Source organism: Cobetia sp. L2A1 (genome assembly GCF_009796845.1).
Classification (GTDB): domain Bacteria; phylum Pseudomonadota; class Gammaproteobacteria; order Pseudomonadales; family Halomonadaceae; genus Cobetia.
This window is the reverse complement of record NZ_CP047025.1, coordinates 2260274-2278233: the sequence shown is the minus strand read 5'-3', so window position 1 is coordinate 2278233 and position 17960 is coordinate 2260274. Positions and strand designations below refer to the sequence as shown.

Here is a 17960-nt window from a genome sequence, read left to right as displayed (position 1 = left end):
TGCGCGATCAATCAAGAACGGCCTCTCATCGAATGATGAGGGGCCGTTTTCGTTGGCGGTATTTCACATGTTCACGGGCTAGCTCACGCGACGCCAGAGAACTCCCGACAGCACTCGATGATCTGATCTCTCAGCCAGCGATGTGCGGGGTCTTTCTGATAGCGGCGATGCCAGCTGAGGTGGAAGGGGAAGGAGGCGAATGCTACCGGTGGCGCGACGGTGGTCACGGAAAATTGATCGCTGAAATGCTGACACAAGCCTGTCGGCAGGCTGGCGATCAAGGGCGAGCGTTCGAGCAAAGAGGGCACGGCCATGAAGTAGGTGACGGCAAGAGCCACCTCGCGCTTTAGCCCCTGGCCTTCCAGCTGCTTGTAGATACCGCTCTTGAGTCGAGTATGGGGTTGTACGAGCACGTGGGCATGTTGCTCGAAATCCGCTTTCGTCATTCGCCCCGCGCTATCCAGCCGCTCCAGCAGCGGGTGGCCGTTGCCGACCAGACACTCGATGCCTTCCCGAATCACCTCGCGTACCACTAGATTCTCAGGTGGCTCTACCTGGCGCCCGAAGGCGAGATCCGTGGTGCCGCTCATCACGCCAGCCTCGCTCATGTCCTGTGAAAGACGACGTATCTGAATCGTGATGCCGGGTGCGCATTCTCGCAGAATGACCGCCAGTTGTGGCAGCACCAGCACTTCGAAGTAATCGTTGGCGGCGATCTCGAAATGACGTTGTTCAGTGGTTGGATCGAAGTGACGTTCACTGTTGATCAGGCCGTCGAGGTCCGTCAGGGCTGCCTCGATGGTCGGGAACAGATGCTCGGCCTTTTCCGTCGGACGCATGCGCTGACGGTCACGGATGAATAGTGGGTCATTGAATAGCTCGCGCAGCTTCGAGAGTGCTGCACTCACCGAAGGCTGACTCAGGTGCAGTCGTTCACCCGCACGGGTGACGTTCTGCTCCAGATAGAGCGCGTGAAAGGTGCGCAGCAGGTTGAGATCGTAGTTGAGTTTCATCATGACACCCGACAGGCATTGAGCTCACATAAGGGTGAGGGGTGAGTACTATTTGTGTGGATGATAGCAGCTATATGGACTATCGATTGTGATGATGGTGGCAGGCGCAGTATGGTGGATTCCAACACACGGAGAGCGAATTTCCGTTTCAAGCTTCATCAAGCGCGTTTCATCTACTGCAATATCGCGGTATTCCCGCACAAGGAGAGCGTCATGAGCAAGGTTCTAGTGGTTGTCACTTCCCACGATACCCTCGGTGACACTGGCAAGAAGACAGGCTTCTGGCTGGAAGAGCTGGCAGCGCCCTACTACGTGTTGAAAGATGCAGGTGTCGAGGTGACACTCGCCTCTCCCAAAGGTGGTCAGCCGCCGCTGGACCCGGCCAGCGAAGGCGAAGACTTCCAGACGGATGCCACCCGTCGCTTCAATCAGGATGACGCCGCGCAGCAGGATCTTGCTACCACCGCCGTGCTGTCCGAGATACGCGTCGAAGATTACGATGCCGTCTTCTATCCGGGTGGCCACGGCCCGCTGTGGGATCTGACCAACGACGCCGATTCCATCCGTCTGATCGAGCAGTTCCATGCGGCTGGCAAGCTGGTCAGCTCTGTCTGCCACGCACCAGCCGTGCTTCTGAACGCACATAAGCCGGATGGCACCCCCTTCGTTGAGGGCGTGCATGTCACTGGCTTCACCAATGGCGAAGAGGAAGGCGTCGGCCTCACCAACGTCGTGCCGTTCCTGGTGGAAGATGCGCTGCAGCAGAAGGGTGGTATCTATGAGAAGAAGGACGATTTCACGTCCTATGCCATTCAGGATGGCCTGATCATCACTGGTCAGAACCCGATGTCTTCCGAGGCGGTGGCAGAGCTACTGCTCAAGAGCCTCGAAGCCTAAGTCACGTCACAAAACGGCCCTTCACCTGATGGTGAAGGGCCGTTTTTTTATGGGCTGACGCCGAGTAGGACGGCGACGAGATTCCGTTCAGCGCGAGACGTCATCCTGTTGAGAGACGCGCTTTTCGCTACTCCTGACCAGCTGTCCGTTCTCCCGCCAAGGATGTCGTGGCGGGTAACACGAGCGTCACAAGATGGCGTGCGCCATCGAGGGGGACACGGATCGTTTGCGCCTCGCAGAGTATCTCATCTCCATTCAGTTGCGCTGTTGAGACAATGAGAGCGGCGTCCGTCGAGCGTTTTACCTGAAGCGTGTAATGCGACGACGCCACGCTGATGGTTGCCTCGAATCCCGGCCAGGCAGGCGGCAGGCACGGGGCGATGACAAGGACATCGCCTTCGCGACGAATACCGAGAATGCCCTCCAGGCCCGCGCGGTACATCCAGCCTGCGGAGCCCGTGTACCAGGTCCAGCCACCGCGTCCTTCATGTGGCGCAATGGAGTACACGTCCGCGGCGACGACATAGGGTTCGACCTTGTAGCGTTCCGCTCCTTCCCGGCTGAGAGCATGATTGATGGGGTTGAGCAGTGAGAACAGGTTGGCCGCCTTGTCGCCCTGTCCCAATGTTGCATACGCCAGGATGGCCCACATTGAGGCATGGCTGTATTGGCTGCCATTTTCCCTGAGTCCGGGAGGATAGCCACCGATATAGCCCGGGTCATGTTCAGGCTTGTCGAAAGGCGGCCAGAACAACAATGCCAGCCCGGGGTCCACCCGGATCAATTCTTTCTCCATCGACCGCATGGCGAGTGCGGCACGTTGTGGATCGGCCGCGCCGGACAGCACCGCCCAGGTCTGGGCAATCGAATCGATGCGACACTCATCGCTTGCATGAGTCCCCAGCCAGGTGCCGTCATCGTAGGTCGCACGTCGATACCACTCACCATCCCAGGCATGTTGTTCGAGGGATTCGCGTACCGACTCTGCGTGGGCACGCCAACGCCTGGCGCGAGACTCTTCGCCGCTTCGTTGCTCTGCGAAGGGCACGAAAAGCGCCAGGGTGCGTATCAGCAACCACCCCAGCCACACGCTCTCGCCCTTGCCGGCTTCCCCTACACGGTTCATGCCATCGTTCCAGTCACCCCCGCCGATCAATGGCAGACCATGCTCACCCGTCAGCGTCAGGCATTGATCGAGACCACGAGCACAATGCTCATATAGTGAGGCTGTTTCGTCAGCAATCATGGGCTGGAAGAAGGCGTCGTGTTCACCGCTGGCCAGCAACGCGCCTTCGAGGAAGCTCACCGGCTCATCCAGCACGTCAGTGTCGCCAGAGGTGGTGACGTACCGGGCGCAGGCATAGGACAGCCAGACCCGATCGTCGGAAATGCGCGTGCGCACGCCCTGACCGGAATGCGGTAACCACCAGTGCTGGACATCTCCTTCGACGAACTGACGCGAGGCGGCACGCAGCAAGTGATGTCGAGTCGTTTCGGGGCTGGCGAAGGTCAAGGCCATGCCGTCCTGCAGTTGATCACGGAAACCGTAGGCACCACTGGACTGATAGAACGCGGAACGCGCGGTGATGCGGCAGGCCAATGTCTGATAGAGCAACCAGCCATTGAGCATGATATCCATGGCGCGATCGGGGGTTGTGACTTGTACCGCTCCCAGCTGCTCATGCCAGTGGGCGGCCACCGCCGCGAGCTCAGCATCCAGGTCAGTTTGGCGATACCGGAGAATGAGCGCCCTGGCGTCTTCATCGCTATGACATTGGCCGATGAAAGAGGCGATCTCGACGGCCTCGCCGGGCGCCAGCGCGATGCTGCATTGCAAGGCCGCGCAAGGATCCCACCCAGCGCCCACGGCGCCTGAAAGAGGAGTGCGGCCAGCAAGGCTTGCGGGGGCGGCGTGGCTGCCACCATGGCCGAGAAACTCGCCGCGATCAGCGGTCCAGGTCGTTTGCAGGCCGCTGAGATCGGCGAAGGCAACACGTCCGGGGAAGTTCATGTTCCACGGATAGCTGGCCAGCAGCGCGCCACAACTTTCATCCCGGCGCGTGACAATGAAGGGGGCGGATGCGCCGCGAGACAAGCCCAGTGTCCACTCCGCATAGGCCGTGACAGACAGCTTGCGTGGCCGTTTTGAATGGTTTGTCAGGGTGAGACGCGAGATCCGGATAGGGTCATCCAGCGGCACGAAATGGATCAGGTCGAGGCCGATACCGTGAGCCTCGTGTTCGAAACGGCTATAGCCGAATCCGTGGCGGGCCACGTAACGTCCCTGATCACGTACCGGCATTGCCGTTGCCGTCCATACTGCCAGGCTCTCTTCATCGCGCACATAGATCGCATCGCCGCAGGGGTCCATCACAGGATCGTTGGACCAGGGCGTGAGCGTATTCTCACGGCTGTTGTCGGCCCATACATAGCCTGCGCCTTCCGCCGATACCTGAAAACCGAAGCCGGGGTTGGCGATGACATTGAGCCAGGGTGCCGGCGTGCTGCGGCCGGCCTCCAGGATCGTCACATACTCCTTGCCCTGCTTGTCAAAGCCCCCGAGACCATTGAAGAACTCCAGCGCAGGCAGCATGCCTTCGTCTTGAGGTGCTTTGTTCTGCTGCGGTTGCACTGTTGCAGGCTCAGGCTGGTTCGTCGTCTCGGACATCGCGTCGGGCATCTTCCCGGACGGCGGATAACACAGTGCAGGCGGTATCAGAGCGAGCTGGTCGGCAATGGGTCCACGGTGCGCCATCAGCATCACCCTCGCCACGGACTGCAGCAACATACGTGATGCAAGGCTCATCAGGTCAGCGCGCAAGACGATGACCGAGCCCTGATCATGGCCCTCGTGCATGCGCGGGCGTGTCTGGCTGCTCTGCACAGCCGTTTCTATCGCTTGCTGGAGGTCCTGGACATAGGAGGAGGCGCGCTCATTGATGATCACCAGATCGACGCCAAGGCGCTTCATTCGCCAATATTCATGGGCGCGCAGCAGCTGGCGTACCTGGGCCATGTCCTCGGTGGAATCGATGCACACCAGCACGATCGGCAGGTCGCCGGAAATGGCCAGCGGCCACAGTGAGGATTGCAGGCCAGCGCCGCGTGCAATGGCCTCTCGCGAGGCCCTGAATCGGATATCGGCATACAGGATGGGGGCGGCCAGGCGCTGGAAGTCCGAGGCCTCTTCTGGCGTGATCCCCAGATGGCGAAGCTGAACCTGTGCCTGAGTCCAGGCCAACGTCTTGGCGCGTTCATAGGCGCTGCGGTCGTGGTGCTTGTCGATCAGATCCAGCAGCGCTTCGCGAGACGCCGCCACGACAGTCCAGAAGGCGATGCGAGTGACTTTGCCGGAGGGCACCTTGAGGTAATGGCGCAGTGAGAATACCGGGTCGAGCACCGTGCCGGTCGTGTTGCTCAGGCGCTGTTTTTCCTTCAGTGCAGCGGCTGTCATCACCGTGCGCCCCCTGCCGATGAACTGGGCGCGATCGGTCTCATACTGGAGCGCGCCGAGAGATTCGCCTTCCACTATCGCGAAGTGCGCGGCCCAGATCTCAGCCTCATCTGGACTGCGTCGACGACGTGTCGCGATCAACGCCTCGAATTCTTCCAGGTATTCGGTGACCACGAACAGCTTGGCAAACGCTGGATGAGCATTCTCGGTGGCGGGCGTGGTCAGTACCAGTTCCGCATAGGAGGTCACTTCGATCTTGCGCGCCTTGCGCCCGCTGTTGGTCAGGGACACGCGACGGACTTCGCTATCATCCTCGCCAGAGACAAGGACATCGAGGTGAGTGGTCAGGGTGTCCTGGCGATGCGTGAAGCGGGCATAATCTTCTGCAAAGAGTACATCATGGCTGTCTGCCTTCGCTTCTCCGCCACTGCCGGGCATGGGGCCACTGGCTGACCAGACGGTGGACGTGTCCCTGTCACGCAGGAAGATGAGGCTGCCCAGATGATCACGGGTCGCATCTTCCAGCCAGCGACTGATGGCGATGTGCTGCCAGCGGCTATAGCCGGCTCCCGTCGCCGTCAGCATGACGGAATAACGACCGTTCGAGAGCAGGTGGGTGACGGGTGCGCCGGCACACGTTGCCGGGATACACCGGATCGCCCGACCATCGTTGAGCGTGTCTCGCGGGGGTGACGTGACTTCTTCTGCGCGAGGATGCGCGATTGCCATGTTGCGCGGGATGCGTTCCTGCAACAGCAGCTCGCAGGCCTGAATGATCGGCTCACGATGGAAGCGTTCACGCATCTGTCCGTCGTGAAGGGTATTGGCAATCGCCACGATGCTCATGCCCTGATGGTGGGCCATGAAACTGCGCACGATGGAAAACGGCTTGCCTGCCTGGATGCGCGAGGGCGTGAAATCGAGTGCCTCATAGAATCCATGGCGACCCAATGCGCCCAGCTCAGCAAGGCGCGCGAAATTGCGATGCGCGGCGAGGGGCTCGACCATCGTGGCCAGCCCGGTCGCATAGGGCGCGACGACCAGGTCCGCTGACAGACCACGCTTCAGCCCCAGCCCCGGTACGCCGAAATTGGTGTACTGATACGTGAAATGCACATCGCGAACGTTATAGGCCGATTCGGAGATTCCCCACGGCATGTCGCGTCCTGCGGCATAGGCCATCTGGCGCTTGACCACCAGGCGATTGGTTTGCTCAAGCAGACTGCCGGCCGGCGCCCGCATCACCAGCGATGGCATCAGGTATTCGAACATCGATCCTGACCACGAAATCAGCGCTGAGCCGTGCTCAAGTGGCGTGGCCGTCCGTCCGAGACGGAACCAGTGGCGCGTCGGAGCATCGCCCTTGGCAATCGCCAGCAGACTGGCCAAGCGGGCTTCGGAAGCGAGCAGGTCATAACAGCTACTATCGAGGGCATTGTCGTCCACGGAATAGCCGATCGACAGCAACTGGCGTTCAGGCACGAGCAGGAAGGCGAAATTCATTCCCAATGCCATCGCTCGAGCGTCGGCAGCAATCTGTCTGAAGCGCGCCAGGAGCTGGTCACAGGGATCAGTCTTGGTGGACTCTTTTTGATCGTGGTAATGCTCGGCGGCCGACTTGCGCAGCACCCCTACCCAGAACAGCACTTCTTCGGCCCAGCCTGCCTCGGTGTCGCGCAGGGAATCATGGGCGATTCTCGTGGTGTGATCCGCGAGTTGTCGCAGTGCGGACAGGCCCGTGATGAACGACGCCTCTGTCTGTAAATATCCTTCGATGTCCTTCAGGCAGAGGCAGAGCGGTGCGATCAGCGTTGCATGTGTCCTCGGGACTGCCTTGAGGGCGTCGTGTAGCAGGCTCAGATTGTCGGCGACGCCTTGACGCAGAGTGGGCAATTGCCGGGTTCTTGACCAGGTATCACAGGCATTGGCGACCACCAGCAGATGGCCCGCCAGGTTGCCGCTATCGACCGAGGAGACATATCTTGGGTCCAGCGGGCGCAGGTCACGTGTATCGTACCAGTTGAAAAAATGTCCACGGTAACGGGGAAGCGTCTGCATGACGCCCAGTGTGGCCTCCAGACGCTCGGCGGTATTGAGCGCACCCAGCCACCCAAAATCCCGGGCGGCCAGAGTGGACAGCAGATAGAGCCCCATGTTGGTGGGAGAGGTGCGATGCGCGATGACGGGCTGAGGGGTTTCCTGAAAATTGTCCGGTGGCAGCCAGTTGTCGCGAGCGGTGACGAAGGTTTCGAAGAAGCGCCAGGTCCGTCGCGCGATCAAGCGTAGTTCACGTGCTTCGGCATCAGACAGCGGCGCCTGATGTTCAAGGCACCCCGGCCGACTGACCCAGGCAGCGATAGCTGGCGCTGCCAGCCACAGCAGACCTGCCAGCAGTGCCACCGGCCACGCCTCGGGCGACTGGATCACGACACTCAACGCGGCGGTCAGCGCCAGCAATGTCCCCGGCGCCATACTGCGATAGAAGCCGGTCAACGTCAGTCGCGGGCGACCGGTTGACTGGGCCGCCGTCGTCCACTCAAGCAGATGGCGGCGAGTGATCGTGACCCGAATCAGCGTCCTGACGATGGCATCCAGCATCCGCCAGGCCTGATCGGGCAGGAAGGCGAGCCACAATAGTGTCTGTATCGACGCCAGTCTGAGTTCGGAGAACCATTGCTGAAAATAGTGGCGCACGTTGATGCCAGACCGCCTTGGTACCAGCGACAGCAACAGCGGCAGAAGCGGAGGCGCGGCAATGACGATGATGGTGCCCAGTGTGCCCAACAGCGCCGCGGGAAGCGGCAATAACCAACTGATGATCAGAAAGGCGAGCAGGAGTGGTGCAAGGAGTGAGCGGCGAAGGTTGTCCATCAGTTTCAGACGCCCGGTCCAGGGCATCGTCTGCGCAACGATCCATGGCAGCAATTGCCAATCGCCTCGTGTCCAACGGTGTTGGCGCTTGGAGGCAACATCGTAGCGGGAGGGGAATTCCTCGATCACTTCGATATCCGAGGCCAGCCCGGCCCGAGCAAAGACGCCTTCGAACAGATCATGGCTGAGGACGCTGTTTTCCGGCACACGCCCGCTGAGTGAGGCTTCGAATGCATCAATCTGGTAGATGCCCTTGCCGGCGAAGGACCCCTCGCCAAGCAGGTCCTGATAAAGGTCTGAGGTCGCCGCAGCGTAGGGATCTATTCCGCCGGGCGCGGAAAAGAGACGTTGGAAGATCGAGCCTTGTCGACCCATTGGTAGCGAGGGTGTGACACGTGGCTGCAATACCGCATAACCCTCAACGACGCGCTGGCGGCTTTCATCGAACCTGGGCTGATTCAGCGGATGCGCCATCTTGCCGATCAGTCGACTGGCTGCCCCCCGCGGCAAGCGGGTGTCCGCATCCAGCGTGATGACATACTGCACATCACTCGGCATGGCCGCGGGCGTCAGGAAGGTGGTGTCGTTGGCACCGCGCAGCAGGCGGTTGAGCTCCTGTAGCTTGCCGCGTTTTCGCTCCCAGCCCATCCAGCAGTCTTCACTGTGATTGAAGACCCGTCGCCGGTGCAGCAGGAAGAAGCGATCATGGCCATCAATGTCGCCATGGCGCTGGTTCAATTGCGCGATCGCTTCACTGGCGGCCGCCAATAGCGGCGCATCGTCGTCGATGTGTTCGTGCTGAGCATCGACCCCATCGGTGAGCAGCGCATAGACAAGCGCACCGCCACCGCTGGCCAGATGATGTACCTCCAGTCGCTCGATCTGCTCGTGAAGTTCGGCCGCATTGGTCAGCAAGGTGGGTACGGCAATCAGGGTGCGTAGGCTAGAGGGGACACCTTCGGAGAGATCAAGGCTGGGTAGGGGCTTGGGGCCAACACAGAAGATGATGAGGCGACTGGCCAACAACGTCGCGATCTCGGTGGCCGGCAGCAGCCCAAGCAATCCGAGTAGCCATAGCCAGCCAGTGACCGATTCACCGCCGGACAGTGACCATAACCCCGCCAAGGTCACTGCCAGCAACGCGACGGTCATGAGTGCAATCAGGCTCACGTAACCGCCAATGCCTGCGCTGACAAAGCCCTGGCGTATGCGCTGGCGCAGTGAAGGCCGAAAGCCGAGGGTTCGTTCAAGTGCAGGGCGCCCAGCGGCTATCAGAAAATAGCCGGGATCACCTCGGCGAGCGGTTTCGATGGCGCCCTCAGCGTTGGCCAGTGCCGCGTGTGCAGCGGCCAGGGCGTGCTCGGCAACTTCCAGTTCTTGCCAGTCAGAGCCACGCGCCAGTTGCTCCACGGCACTGCGATAACTATTGCGGGTCGGGAAGTCGAGAGTCGCGAAGAGAGGGCTCTGGTTGAGCCGCGCATTGACCAGACTGACGCTTTCGAACAACTCCGCCCAATCGATACTCGAGACGAAGTGCATGCTGGTGATGATGTTGCGCACGGTAACGTTGGCGGCCCCCTGATGTTGCTGGGCTCGCTGCACCACATTGTCGACAGAGCCGCCTTGAGACCTGACTTTCCGCTCAAGCCAGTCCACCATGGGATTGGTGCGCGGATCCAGGCCTCGCAAGCGCTTGGCCAGCTGGGCGACGAAGGGGTCTTCTAATGGCGTTGTACTTCGCGGCAGCGTGGTGATATCCAGGGTTGGATAGAGTTCTTCCGGCACCAGCCACTGACTGGCCAGGGCATCTGCCTCATTGCGGGCAGACTGCTCGCTGACAATTTGTTCGGCGAGGCGCCGCAGGTTTTCGACAAGCACGATGCGAAGCGTGATCGCGACCGCCCAGAGTTCGCCGATCGTCAAGGGTTGAACGCGCTGATAGGCCGTGATGAAGTCGTGCAGAGTGTCGATGTCGAGGTGGCTATCGGTGTGAACCACAAAGGCCCAGGCAAGGCCAAAGACCCGTGGATAGCCGGCAAATGGGCCTTCTGCCAGTTTGGGAAGCTGGTGATAATAGCCGGGAGGAAGGTCATCGCGAACCTCGCGAATCTGGGCCTCGATGAGATGATAATTATCGAGTAGCCAGGTGGCGGCAGGCACGATGTCGCGTCCCTCCGCGACTTCCAGCGCACTGGCGCGATAGGCCTTCAGTAGCACCTTGGCATTATCCTCAAGCCGTGCCGACAGCGACAATACTTTAGGAGGCGTGTCAGTGACACCCTGCGCGAGCGCAAGGCTACTGGCATGTTGTTCGAGACGCTCGACACTGAACAGCTCTCCCCGTACGGGGGCTGTGTCATGCCAAGGTGAAGACGAAGACGAAGACGAAGGAAAAGCCCGGAGCACCACATTAAGGAGAGAGGTCACGAGCGCTATCCTGGTCGATGCGCATTACCCATGGGGGCAAGCGATAGTACGTCACCAGAAAGTATGTAGAAGGCTCATGAAACTGTCTGTTCGTTAGCGCACACATCCCTCCCTGCTGCGGCGCCTCGGCCATCTAACCTGGTGGGGTGTTCAACGGCTCGTTATTACCAGTGAGAACTCAGGCATTCAGGCATTCAGGCATTCAGATAAGCAGCGAATAGGGCATCAGGCGATCGCTTTCCTTCTTGACCACCGCATAACACTCGCAACATCGCTCCTCGAGTCGCGGTCTGTCGAGTACCGTGATATGGCCACGCTGATATTTGATGATGCCCAGTCTGTTCAGTTTGCCGGCCGCTTCGGTAACCCCCTCACGGCGCACTCCCAACATGTTGGCGATCAACTCCTGGGTCATGTTCAATTGGTTGCTCGGCAGTCGGTCCAGAGACAGCAGCAACCAGCGGCATAACTGCTGATCGATCGAATGATGACGGTTGCATACCGCCGTCTGCGCCATCTGAGTGATGAGTGACTGGGTATAGCGCAACAGCAGATGCAGCATTTCGCCATGGCGGTTGAACTCATCCTTCAGCTGATCTACCGGCAATCTGAACGCCAGCCCGGCACTCTGTACAATCGCGCGACTGGTGGTGCTTTCACCCCCCATGAAGACCGCAATGCCCACCAGGCCCTCATTGCCGACCACCGCGATTTCTGCAGAGGCACCATTCTCGGTCACATAGAGTAATGACACGATCGCATCAATGGGAAAGTAGACGTGATTCAGCGCGCTTCCCGACGTGTGAATGATCTGCCCCAACGAAAGTGGCACGGTGTCTATGTGCGGCGCCAAGCGTTCCTTCACGTCATCAGAAAGTGTGGCGAGCAGATGATTATGATCATGAGTCAGACGTTCGGTCATACCTTTCCTCCAATGAAAGGATTTGTGTGTAGCAACATCCATTGTCTTGACATTATTTGTGTCTTTTACTTCCGTGATTTCATAGGGCTATTATAGGTGGGCATAGTATTGTCTTCGCTATTCAAGATGAATCGAGGGTCTAACGACGTTGCTCGCCTTCTCGAGAAAAGCCGACATCAAGAGTGATCAGTCTATTTGTTGACAGCGGAGGTGACGCTGAGTATTACGGCAGCATGGCACCCCGCAACAACGTCAATAACGACGGAATGTTACTGAATAAGTGCTAGTTGACTCGTCATGATGACAGTCAAGACGTGATGGCGAATGGAGCTGACGCTACAAAGTAACATAGTCTCAGTGACCACACGTTCATGACAGTCTCTTGTGATGCTGATGGATAGGCCTACCGTATCTATCGTCGACGTGATAAAGACGCGAGTTTTGTCTGCCTGATACAGGCCAGCGTCATCAACGAAAATGGGCGCCCACTCGTCGAGAGTTGGACGCCCATTTTCATCTTACTATCATTCTCTTCCCGCCATCATCTTCCTGTCTAGAAGTAGAAGATAGGTCACGGTACATGCTTATTTTTGCTCCACCCAGGCCTTCCAGCCACCGTATTCGCTGATGTCCGTCATTGGCACATCACTGTCGGCAGACACGGAGCAGATGAAGCCCGCGACCCAGTGGCCATCTTCCAGTTCGACCTGGCCCAGCCCGAGCGGGAAGGGGATGCCGGCGAGGAAGCTGCCGACGCTGGCGATAGGCAGTGACCAGACTTCCAGCGCGATACTGGTGCCACCTTGTGGTGCGCGCAGCATGGCCGGTTTGGCGGGCGTGGCATCGTCGAGCTGATAGAGATGATAGCGCGAGGCGCTGTGTGTGCTCGCCACCAGGCGGGCATCACGCTGGGTGAGCTGATGATTGAGCGGCATGCCGCTCAGGTGCGCGCCACACACGGCGATCTCGAGTCGACCATTTTTCGCCATCGGCAGCTGACTGTCGGCGAGACGCGCCTGGGGACGAGCGACGGCGCTGGCGCCCAGCGGCAGCGCGAATTCCTTTTCGAGCAGACGGGCAATGCTGAGCAGCTGAAGGTCTTCAAAGGCGGGCGCGAACAGCGTCACGCCACCGGGCAGGCTTTGGCTATTGAAGCCGACCGGTACTGCCAGTGCACTCAGGTCCAAAAGGTTCATGAAGTTGGTCCAGGTGCCCAGCTCCGAATTGACGGCAATCGGCGCCTCGGCCAGTTCCGCCTTGGTCGGCAGACGCGGCGTGGTCGGGGCCAGCATCACATCCACCTGCGCGAGCAGGGCATCGGCCTGGCGACGATATTCGGCCAGTTGATAGCGCGCATCGAAGGCATCGACCGCCAGAGGTGTGGCACCGCCGAGAGTGATCTCACGCGTGACCGGATGCAGCGCCCCGGGATTGCGCTCGATCAGTTCGCGCACTGCGTGATAGCGCTCCGCCACCCACGGGCCTTCATAGAGCAGACGCGCGGCGGCCAGCAATGGGCTGCAATCCAGCTCGATCAGCTCGGCGCCCAGTACCTTGCACTGGCGCATCGCCGCTTCCATGTAGCCGCTGTAATCGGCATCGGTATGCCATTGGCTACGCGGCGGCACGCCGATACGCAGGCCGGCAAGATCCGGCAGCAGGCCGTAGGCCTGGCCATGCACGGCGAAGTCATGCTCGCGCGCCCAGCGGTTGTCGGGATCAAACTGAGCCGTGACTGACAGCACCCGCGCCGCATCATCGCAGCCCAGCGCGAAGATGGAGATGGTATCCAGCGTCGCGCAGGCCGGCACCACGCCACCGGCACTGAGCAGGCCAAGCGTCGGCTTCACGCCCACCAGATTGTTGAAACAGGCCGGCACACGCCCGGAGCCCGCCGTGTCAGTGCCCAGCGCGAAGCTGACCTGGCCCTGGGCAGTGACGACGGCGGAGCCGCTGCTGGAGCCCCCCGGCACATAGGCGGGGTCGAAGGCATTGGCGGGTGTGCCATATACCGGCAGGGCGCGCTCGCCGACCAGGCCGGTGGCGAACTGATCTAGATTGGTCTTGCCCATCGGGATCGCCCCTGCCGCGATGAGCTGCTTGACCACGAAGGCGTTATCGCTCGGTGTATAGGCAAATTCCGGACAGCCTGCGGTCGTGGTGATACCCGCCAGGTCGATGTTGTCCTTGGCCGCGAAGGGAATGCCATAAAGCGGCAATGACTCAGGGGCGACACCATCGAGTTTCGCCAGATAAGGCTCCAACTGCTCGGCCGTCAGACGGGTGATCCAGGCAGCGTCTGTCTCGGGGCGTGCGGCCAGCAGGTCGTCGATCAATTGGCGTGGCGTCAATTCACCGGCCTGGTAGGCCTTGCTCAGCGCCGTGATGCTCAGGTTATGCGGGGGTTGGGTCATCATCACAGCGTCTCCTCGGAGGACAGGGTCTGGGGTGTGCCGTTGTCGCGGTCGCTTTCAGTTCCGGTGGTATCAGCATTCAGTTCAGTCGACAGCACGATCAGTGGCTGGCCGGGGGCGACGCCACTGCCTTCCTTGATCGGCAGACGTACGACCCGGCCTGCAGCGTGGGCACGAATCTCGACTTCCATCTTCATGGATTCGACTAGTGCCACCACCTGTCCGGCCTCGACGAGATCGCCCTCAGCGACTTCCAGCTTCCACAGGCTACCGGTGACCGGCGTCTCGATACCCGATTCATCCTCGGCGAGACTATCGGCTTCCTGCACGTCATTGACCTGGTCTTCGAAGGTGAACTGGCCACGCGCGTGCCAGTCGTCGATTTCCTGCTGGAAGGCGGCCTGACGGCGCGCGCGGAAGGCGTCGGTCTCATCCTGATGCTCGGCGATCTGCGCCTGATAATCGGCGAGGCGGAAGCGGGTCTTCTCGATCTTGAGATCGTAGCGACCCTGTGGGTGGTCACGACGGATCTGGTTGAGGTCCTCGTGGCTGACCGGGTGGAAGCGCAGCTGATCGAACACGCGCAGCAGCCATGGGCTGGTGAAGTGCTCGGTGCGGCGATAGCGATTCCACATCTGCAGCGTGCGGCCGACGAACTGATAGCCACCGGGGCCTTCCATGCCATACACACACAGATAGGCGCCGCCGATGCCCACCGAGTTCTCGGCGGTCCAGGTGCGGGCCGGGTTGTACTTGGTGGTCACCAGACGCTGGCGCGGGTCCAGCGGGGTGGCGACCGGCGCACCGAGATAGACATCGCCCAGGCCCATCACCAGATAGCGGGCATTGAGTACGGTCTCGCGCACGGCGGCTTCATCCGCCAGACCATTGATGCGACGGATGAACTCCAGATTGCTCGGGCACCAGGGCGCATCCGGGCGTACCGAACGCTGGTACTTGTCGATGGCCTGCTGGCATGCCGGATCATCCCAGGACAGTGGCAGATGCACGGTACGTGCCTCGATCTCGATGTCCTCGACATCCTTGAGCGCGACTTCGGCCTGTTCGAGATGCGCCATCAGCGCAGCAAGTGACAGCGTGCGCGGATCGTAATGCAGCTGCAGCGAGCGGATACCCGGTGTCATCTCCATCAGGCCGTCCAGGCCGTTGTCTTTCAGCCACAGCATCCAGGCATGCGCGCGGAAGCGCAGCGCGATATCCAGCTCCATCTCGCCGAATTCGATCAGCAGGAAGTCATCACCGGCGCGACGATAGATGATCTGCTCGCCGCCTTGCTCGGCGCTCAGACGCTTGAGAACGGGAGAGTCATCGGGGCGTGGGCGGCTCTCGGCGATGGTGCTCAGCGCGGTGCTGGTGGTTGCCGCCGTGGGCTTGTCGAGAGTCTCGAGCTCTCCACTGGCGAGGGCGGCGAGCAGGGCGTCCTGCTGCACCTCTATGGTGCGGGCTTCTTCCAGTGTCAGTGCGACGAAGCGGATGCGATCACCGGCGGCCAGCTGGCCCAGCTTCCAGCGCTCGGCGCGCACCACGGTGGCAGGACACACGAAGCCACCCAGTGAGGGGCCGTCCGGTCCGAGGATGACCGGCATGTCACCGGTGAAATCGATGGTGCCGAAGGCGTAGGCATTGTCATGGATGTTGGAGGGGTGCAGACCGGCCTCACCGCCATCCGCGCGGGCCCACTGCGGACGCGGACCGATCAGACGCACGCCGGTACGGCTGGAGTTGTAGTGCACTTCCCAGCGGTGGTCGAAGAAGCTACTGATGTCATCCTCGGTGAAGAAGTCCGGCGCCCCGTGCGGGCCATAGAGCACGCCGATCTGCCATTCGCGGCCCGGCGCCTTGTCTTGAGCATTGTTGCCTTGCTCGTCTTGCACTGAGCTGGCGGCCTGCGGAATCCACTCCGTAGGCAGTTGCGTCAATGTTGGAGCGGCGCAGTCAGCAAGATTCGCCAGCGGGAGGGTATCGCCACTGCGCAGGGCCCGCCCGGCGTGGCCGCCGAACTGACCCAGGGTGAAGGTCGCGCGCGAGCCCAGATACTGCGGGCAGTCGATGCCACCGGCGATCAACAGATAGCTGCGTGCGCCGGCGGCAATCTTGCCCAGGCTCAGGGTGCTGCCCGCGGCGATCTCGTGCACCTGCCACAGCGCAAGAGACTGGGGGGCCGGCGACTGGGCGGTGTCGTCCTGCGGCGCCAGTGTCAGCTGGGCGGGCAGCGGCGCACCGGCCAGCACGATGCGCGTGGCACGATTGAAGCGCAGGGTCGGACCATTCAGGGTGATCTCGAGGCCAGCGGCATCGGCATGACTGTCCAGAAGAGCGTTGCCGAGCAACGCGTTGCCGAGGCGGAAGGCGAAGTCATCGAAGGGGCCAGAGGGCGGCACGCCCACATCCCAGTGGCCCTGGCGACCCGGCATGTCCTGCACGGTGGTCAGGGTGCCGGGGACGATCACCTCAAAGGTCGGCGCGGCCCACTCGAGGCCTTCCAGCCAGCGGGTGTAGATCTCGACATTGATGAAGCGTGGGTCTTCCAGCAGGTGCGACAGCCACTGACGGTTGGTCTCGATGCCATACAGGCGTGACGCCGCAAGCGCGTGGGAAAGATCGCCACGTGCCTGTTCACGGGTTGGCGCATGCACCATCACCTTGGCCAGCATCGGGTCGAACCATGCGGGCACTTCGAAGCCGGCCTCGATGGAGTGATCGACCCGCAACTGACTTCCGGCCGTCAGGGTTGCGGTGACGACGTCATCGCTGAGCTCCACCTCGGTGAGCAAGCCGCTGGAGGGGCGGAAATCATGCTGCGGATTCTCGGCATACACCCGCGCCTGCATGGCATGGCCGCGGGGGGAGAGCAGTGCGGCCAGCGCGGCGAGATCGCCCAGCTCACCGGCGCCCAGCTTTAGCATCCAGTCGACGATGTCCACGTCCCACACCAGCTCAGTGACACCGTGTTCGACCTGCAGGCGCGTGTTGACCTCCAGGAAGTAGAAGGCTTCGCGCTCGGCGTCATAGATGAATTCGACGGTACCGGCGCTGCGGTAATTGACGGCCTTGCCGAGGCTGATGGCGGTGGCGATCATCCCGTCGCGCACGTGCTCGGGCAGGTCGGACGCCGGGCATTCCTCGATGACCTTCTGGTGACGACGCTGGCTGGAGCAATCGCGCTCACCGAGGGCGATCACCTGGCCTTCGCCATCGCCGAACAGCTGCACTTCCAGGTGGCGGGCGCGGGCGATATACGCCTCCAGGAAGACACCGCCATCCCCGAAGTTGCGCTCACCCAGCCCCTTGACGGACTCGAAGGCACGGTTGAGGGTCGTCGCGTCTTCACAGACCTGCATACCGATACCACCGCCACCGGCGGTGGACTTGAGCATCACCGGATAGCCGATTCGGTTGGCCTCGCTCAGTGCGCTCTCGACGTCGTCCAGCAGACCGGTGCCGGGTACCAGCGGCACGCCTGCGTTCTCGGCGATGGTGCGCGCTTCGTGTTTGAGGCCGAAGGCGTGGATCTGCTCGACGGTCGGGCCGAGGAAGACAAGGCCGGCGGCGTCACAGGCCTGGATGAAGCGGGTGTTCTCGGACAGGAAGCCATAGCCCGGGTGCACGGCCTGCGCGCCACTCTCGCGGGCAATGGCAATCAGCTTGTCGATATCGAGATAGGTGTCGGCGGCGGCGCCTTCGCCGAGGCTGAAGGCTTCATCGGCCTCGCGAACGAAGGGGGATTCACGATCGGCTTCTGCGTAGACGGCGACACTCTTGACGCCGAGGGTACGCAGCGTGCGCTGGATTCGGGTGGCGATGGCGCCACGATTGGCAATCAGGACCTTGTGGAACATGACGAAGTCATCCTTCCAACGGCGGGTCGTCCCGCCTTCAAACAGTGAGCTGCCGGTCGTCCGGTAGCTGGGCAGAGCCTTGGAGAGCTGACGAGTGATGCA

6 protein-coding genes are annotated in these 17960 nt (G+C 61.2%); 1 reads left to right on the top strand and 5 read right to left on the bottom strand.

The annotated features are described in order from the left end of the window. Positions 1-83: 83 nt before the first annotated feature. On the bottom strand, positions 84-1013 hold the full coding sequence (locus GQR90_RS09800; protein WP_158773946.1) for a LysR substrate-binding domain-containing protein: 930 nt from the start codon (positions 1011-1013) through the stop codon (positions 84-86). 213 nt (positions 1014-1226) lie between these two features. On the opposite strand from GQR90_RS09800, the gene GQR90_RS09795 reads away from it, so the two are divergent. Continuing rightward, on the top strand, positions 1227-1910 hold the full coding sequence (locus tag GQR90_RS09795) for a type 1 glutamine amidotransferase domain-containing protein (RefSeq protein ID WP_158773945.1): 684 nt from the start codon (positions 1227-1229) through the stop codon (positions 1908-1910). A gap of 127 nt (positions 1911-2037) precedes the next feature. Here the strand turns inward: GQR90_RS09795 and GQR90_RS09790 are convergent, their stop codons facing one another. The 4 genes from GQR90_RS09790 to uca form a co-directional block, all read right to left on the bottom strand. After that, positions 2038-10662: a GH36-type glycosyl hydrolase domain-containing protein gene (locus GQR90_RS09790; RefSeq protein WP_233266208.1), complete on the bottom strand. Its 8625-nt coding sequence runs from the start codon at positions 10660-10662 to the stop codon at positions 2038-2040. Between the two features lie 202 nt (positions 10663-10864). Further along, positions 10865-11584, bottom strand: coding sequence for a Crp/Fnr family transcriptional regulator (locus GQR90_RS09785; protein WP_158773944.1), 720 nt, complete (start codon positions 11582-11584; stop codon positions 10865-10867). Positions 11585-12168: 584 nt separating this feature from the next. Continuing rightward, on the bottom strand, positions 12169-14001 hold the full coding sequence (atzF, locus tag GQR90_RS09780; RefSeq protein WP_233266206.1) for an allophanate hydrolase: 1833 nt from the start codon (positions 13999-14001) through the stop codon (positions 12169-12171). Beyond that, positions 14001-17858, bottom strand: coding sequence for an urea carboxylase (gene uca / locus GQR90_RS09775; protein WP_158773943.1), 3858 nt, complete (start codon positions 17856-17858; stop codon positions 14001-14003). Before uca ends, atzF begins: the two co-directional genes overlap by 1 nt. Between the last annotated feature and the right edge of the window lie 102 nt (positions 17859-17960).

Bases quoted from the DNA above. Each gene is read 5' to 3' on its own strand.
- GQR90_RS09800 (WP_158773946.1), bottom strand. From the start codon at position 1,013: ATGAAACTCAACTACGATCTCAACCTGCTGCGCACCTTTCACGCGCTC.
- GQR90_RS09795 (WP_158773945.1), top strand. From the start codon at position 1,227: ATGAGCAAGGTTCTAGTGGTTGTCACTTCCCACGATACCCTCGGTGAC.
- GQR90_RS09785 (WP_158773944.1), bottom strand. From the start codon at position 11,584: ATGACCGAACGTCTGACTCATGATCATAATCATCTGCTCGCCACACTT.
- atzF (WP_233266206.1), bottom strand. From the start codon at position 14,001: ATGATGACCCAACCCCCGCATAACCTGAGCATCACGGCGCTGAGCAAG.
- uca (WP_158773943.1), bottom strand. From the start codon at position 17,858: ATGTTCCACAAGGTCCTGATTGCCAATCGTGGCGCCATCGCCACCCGA.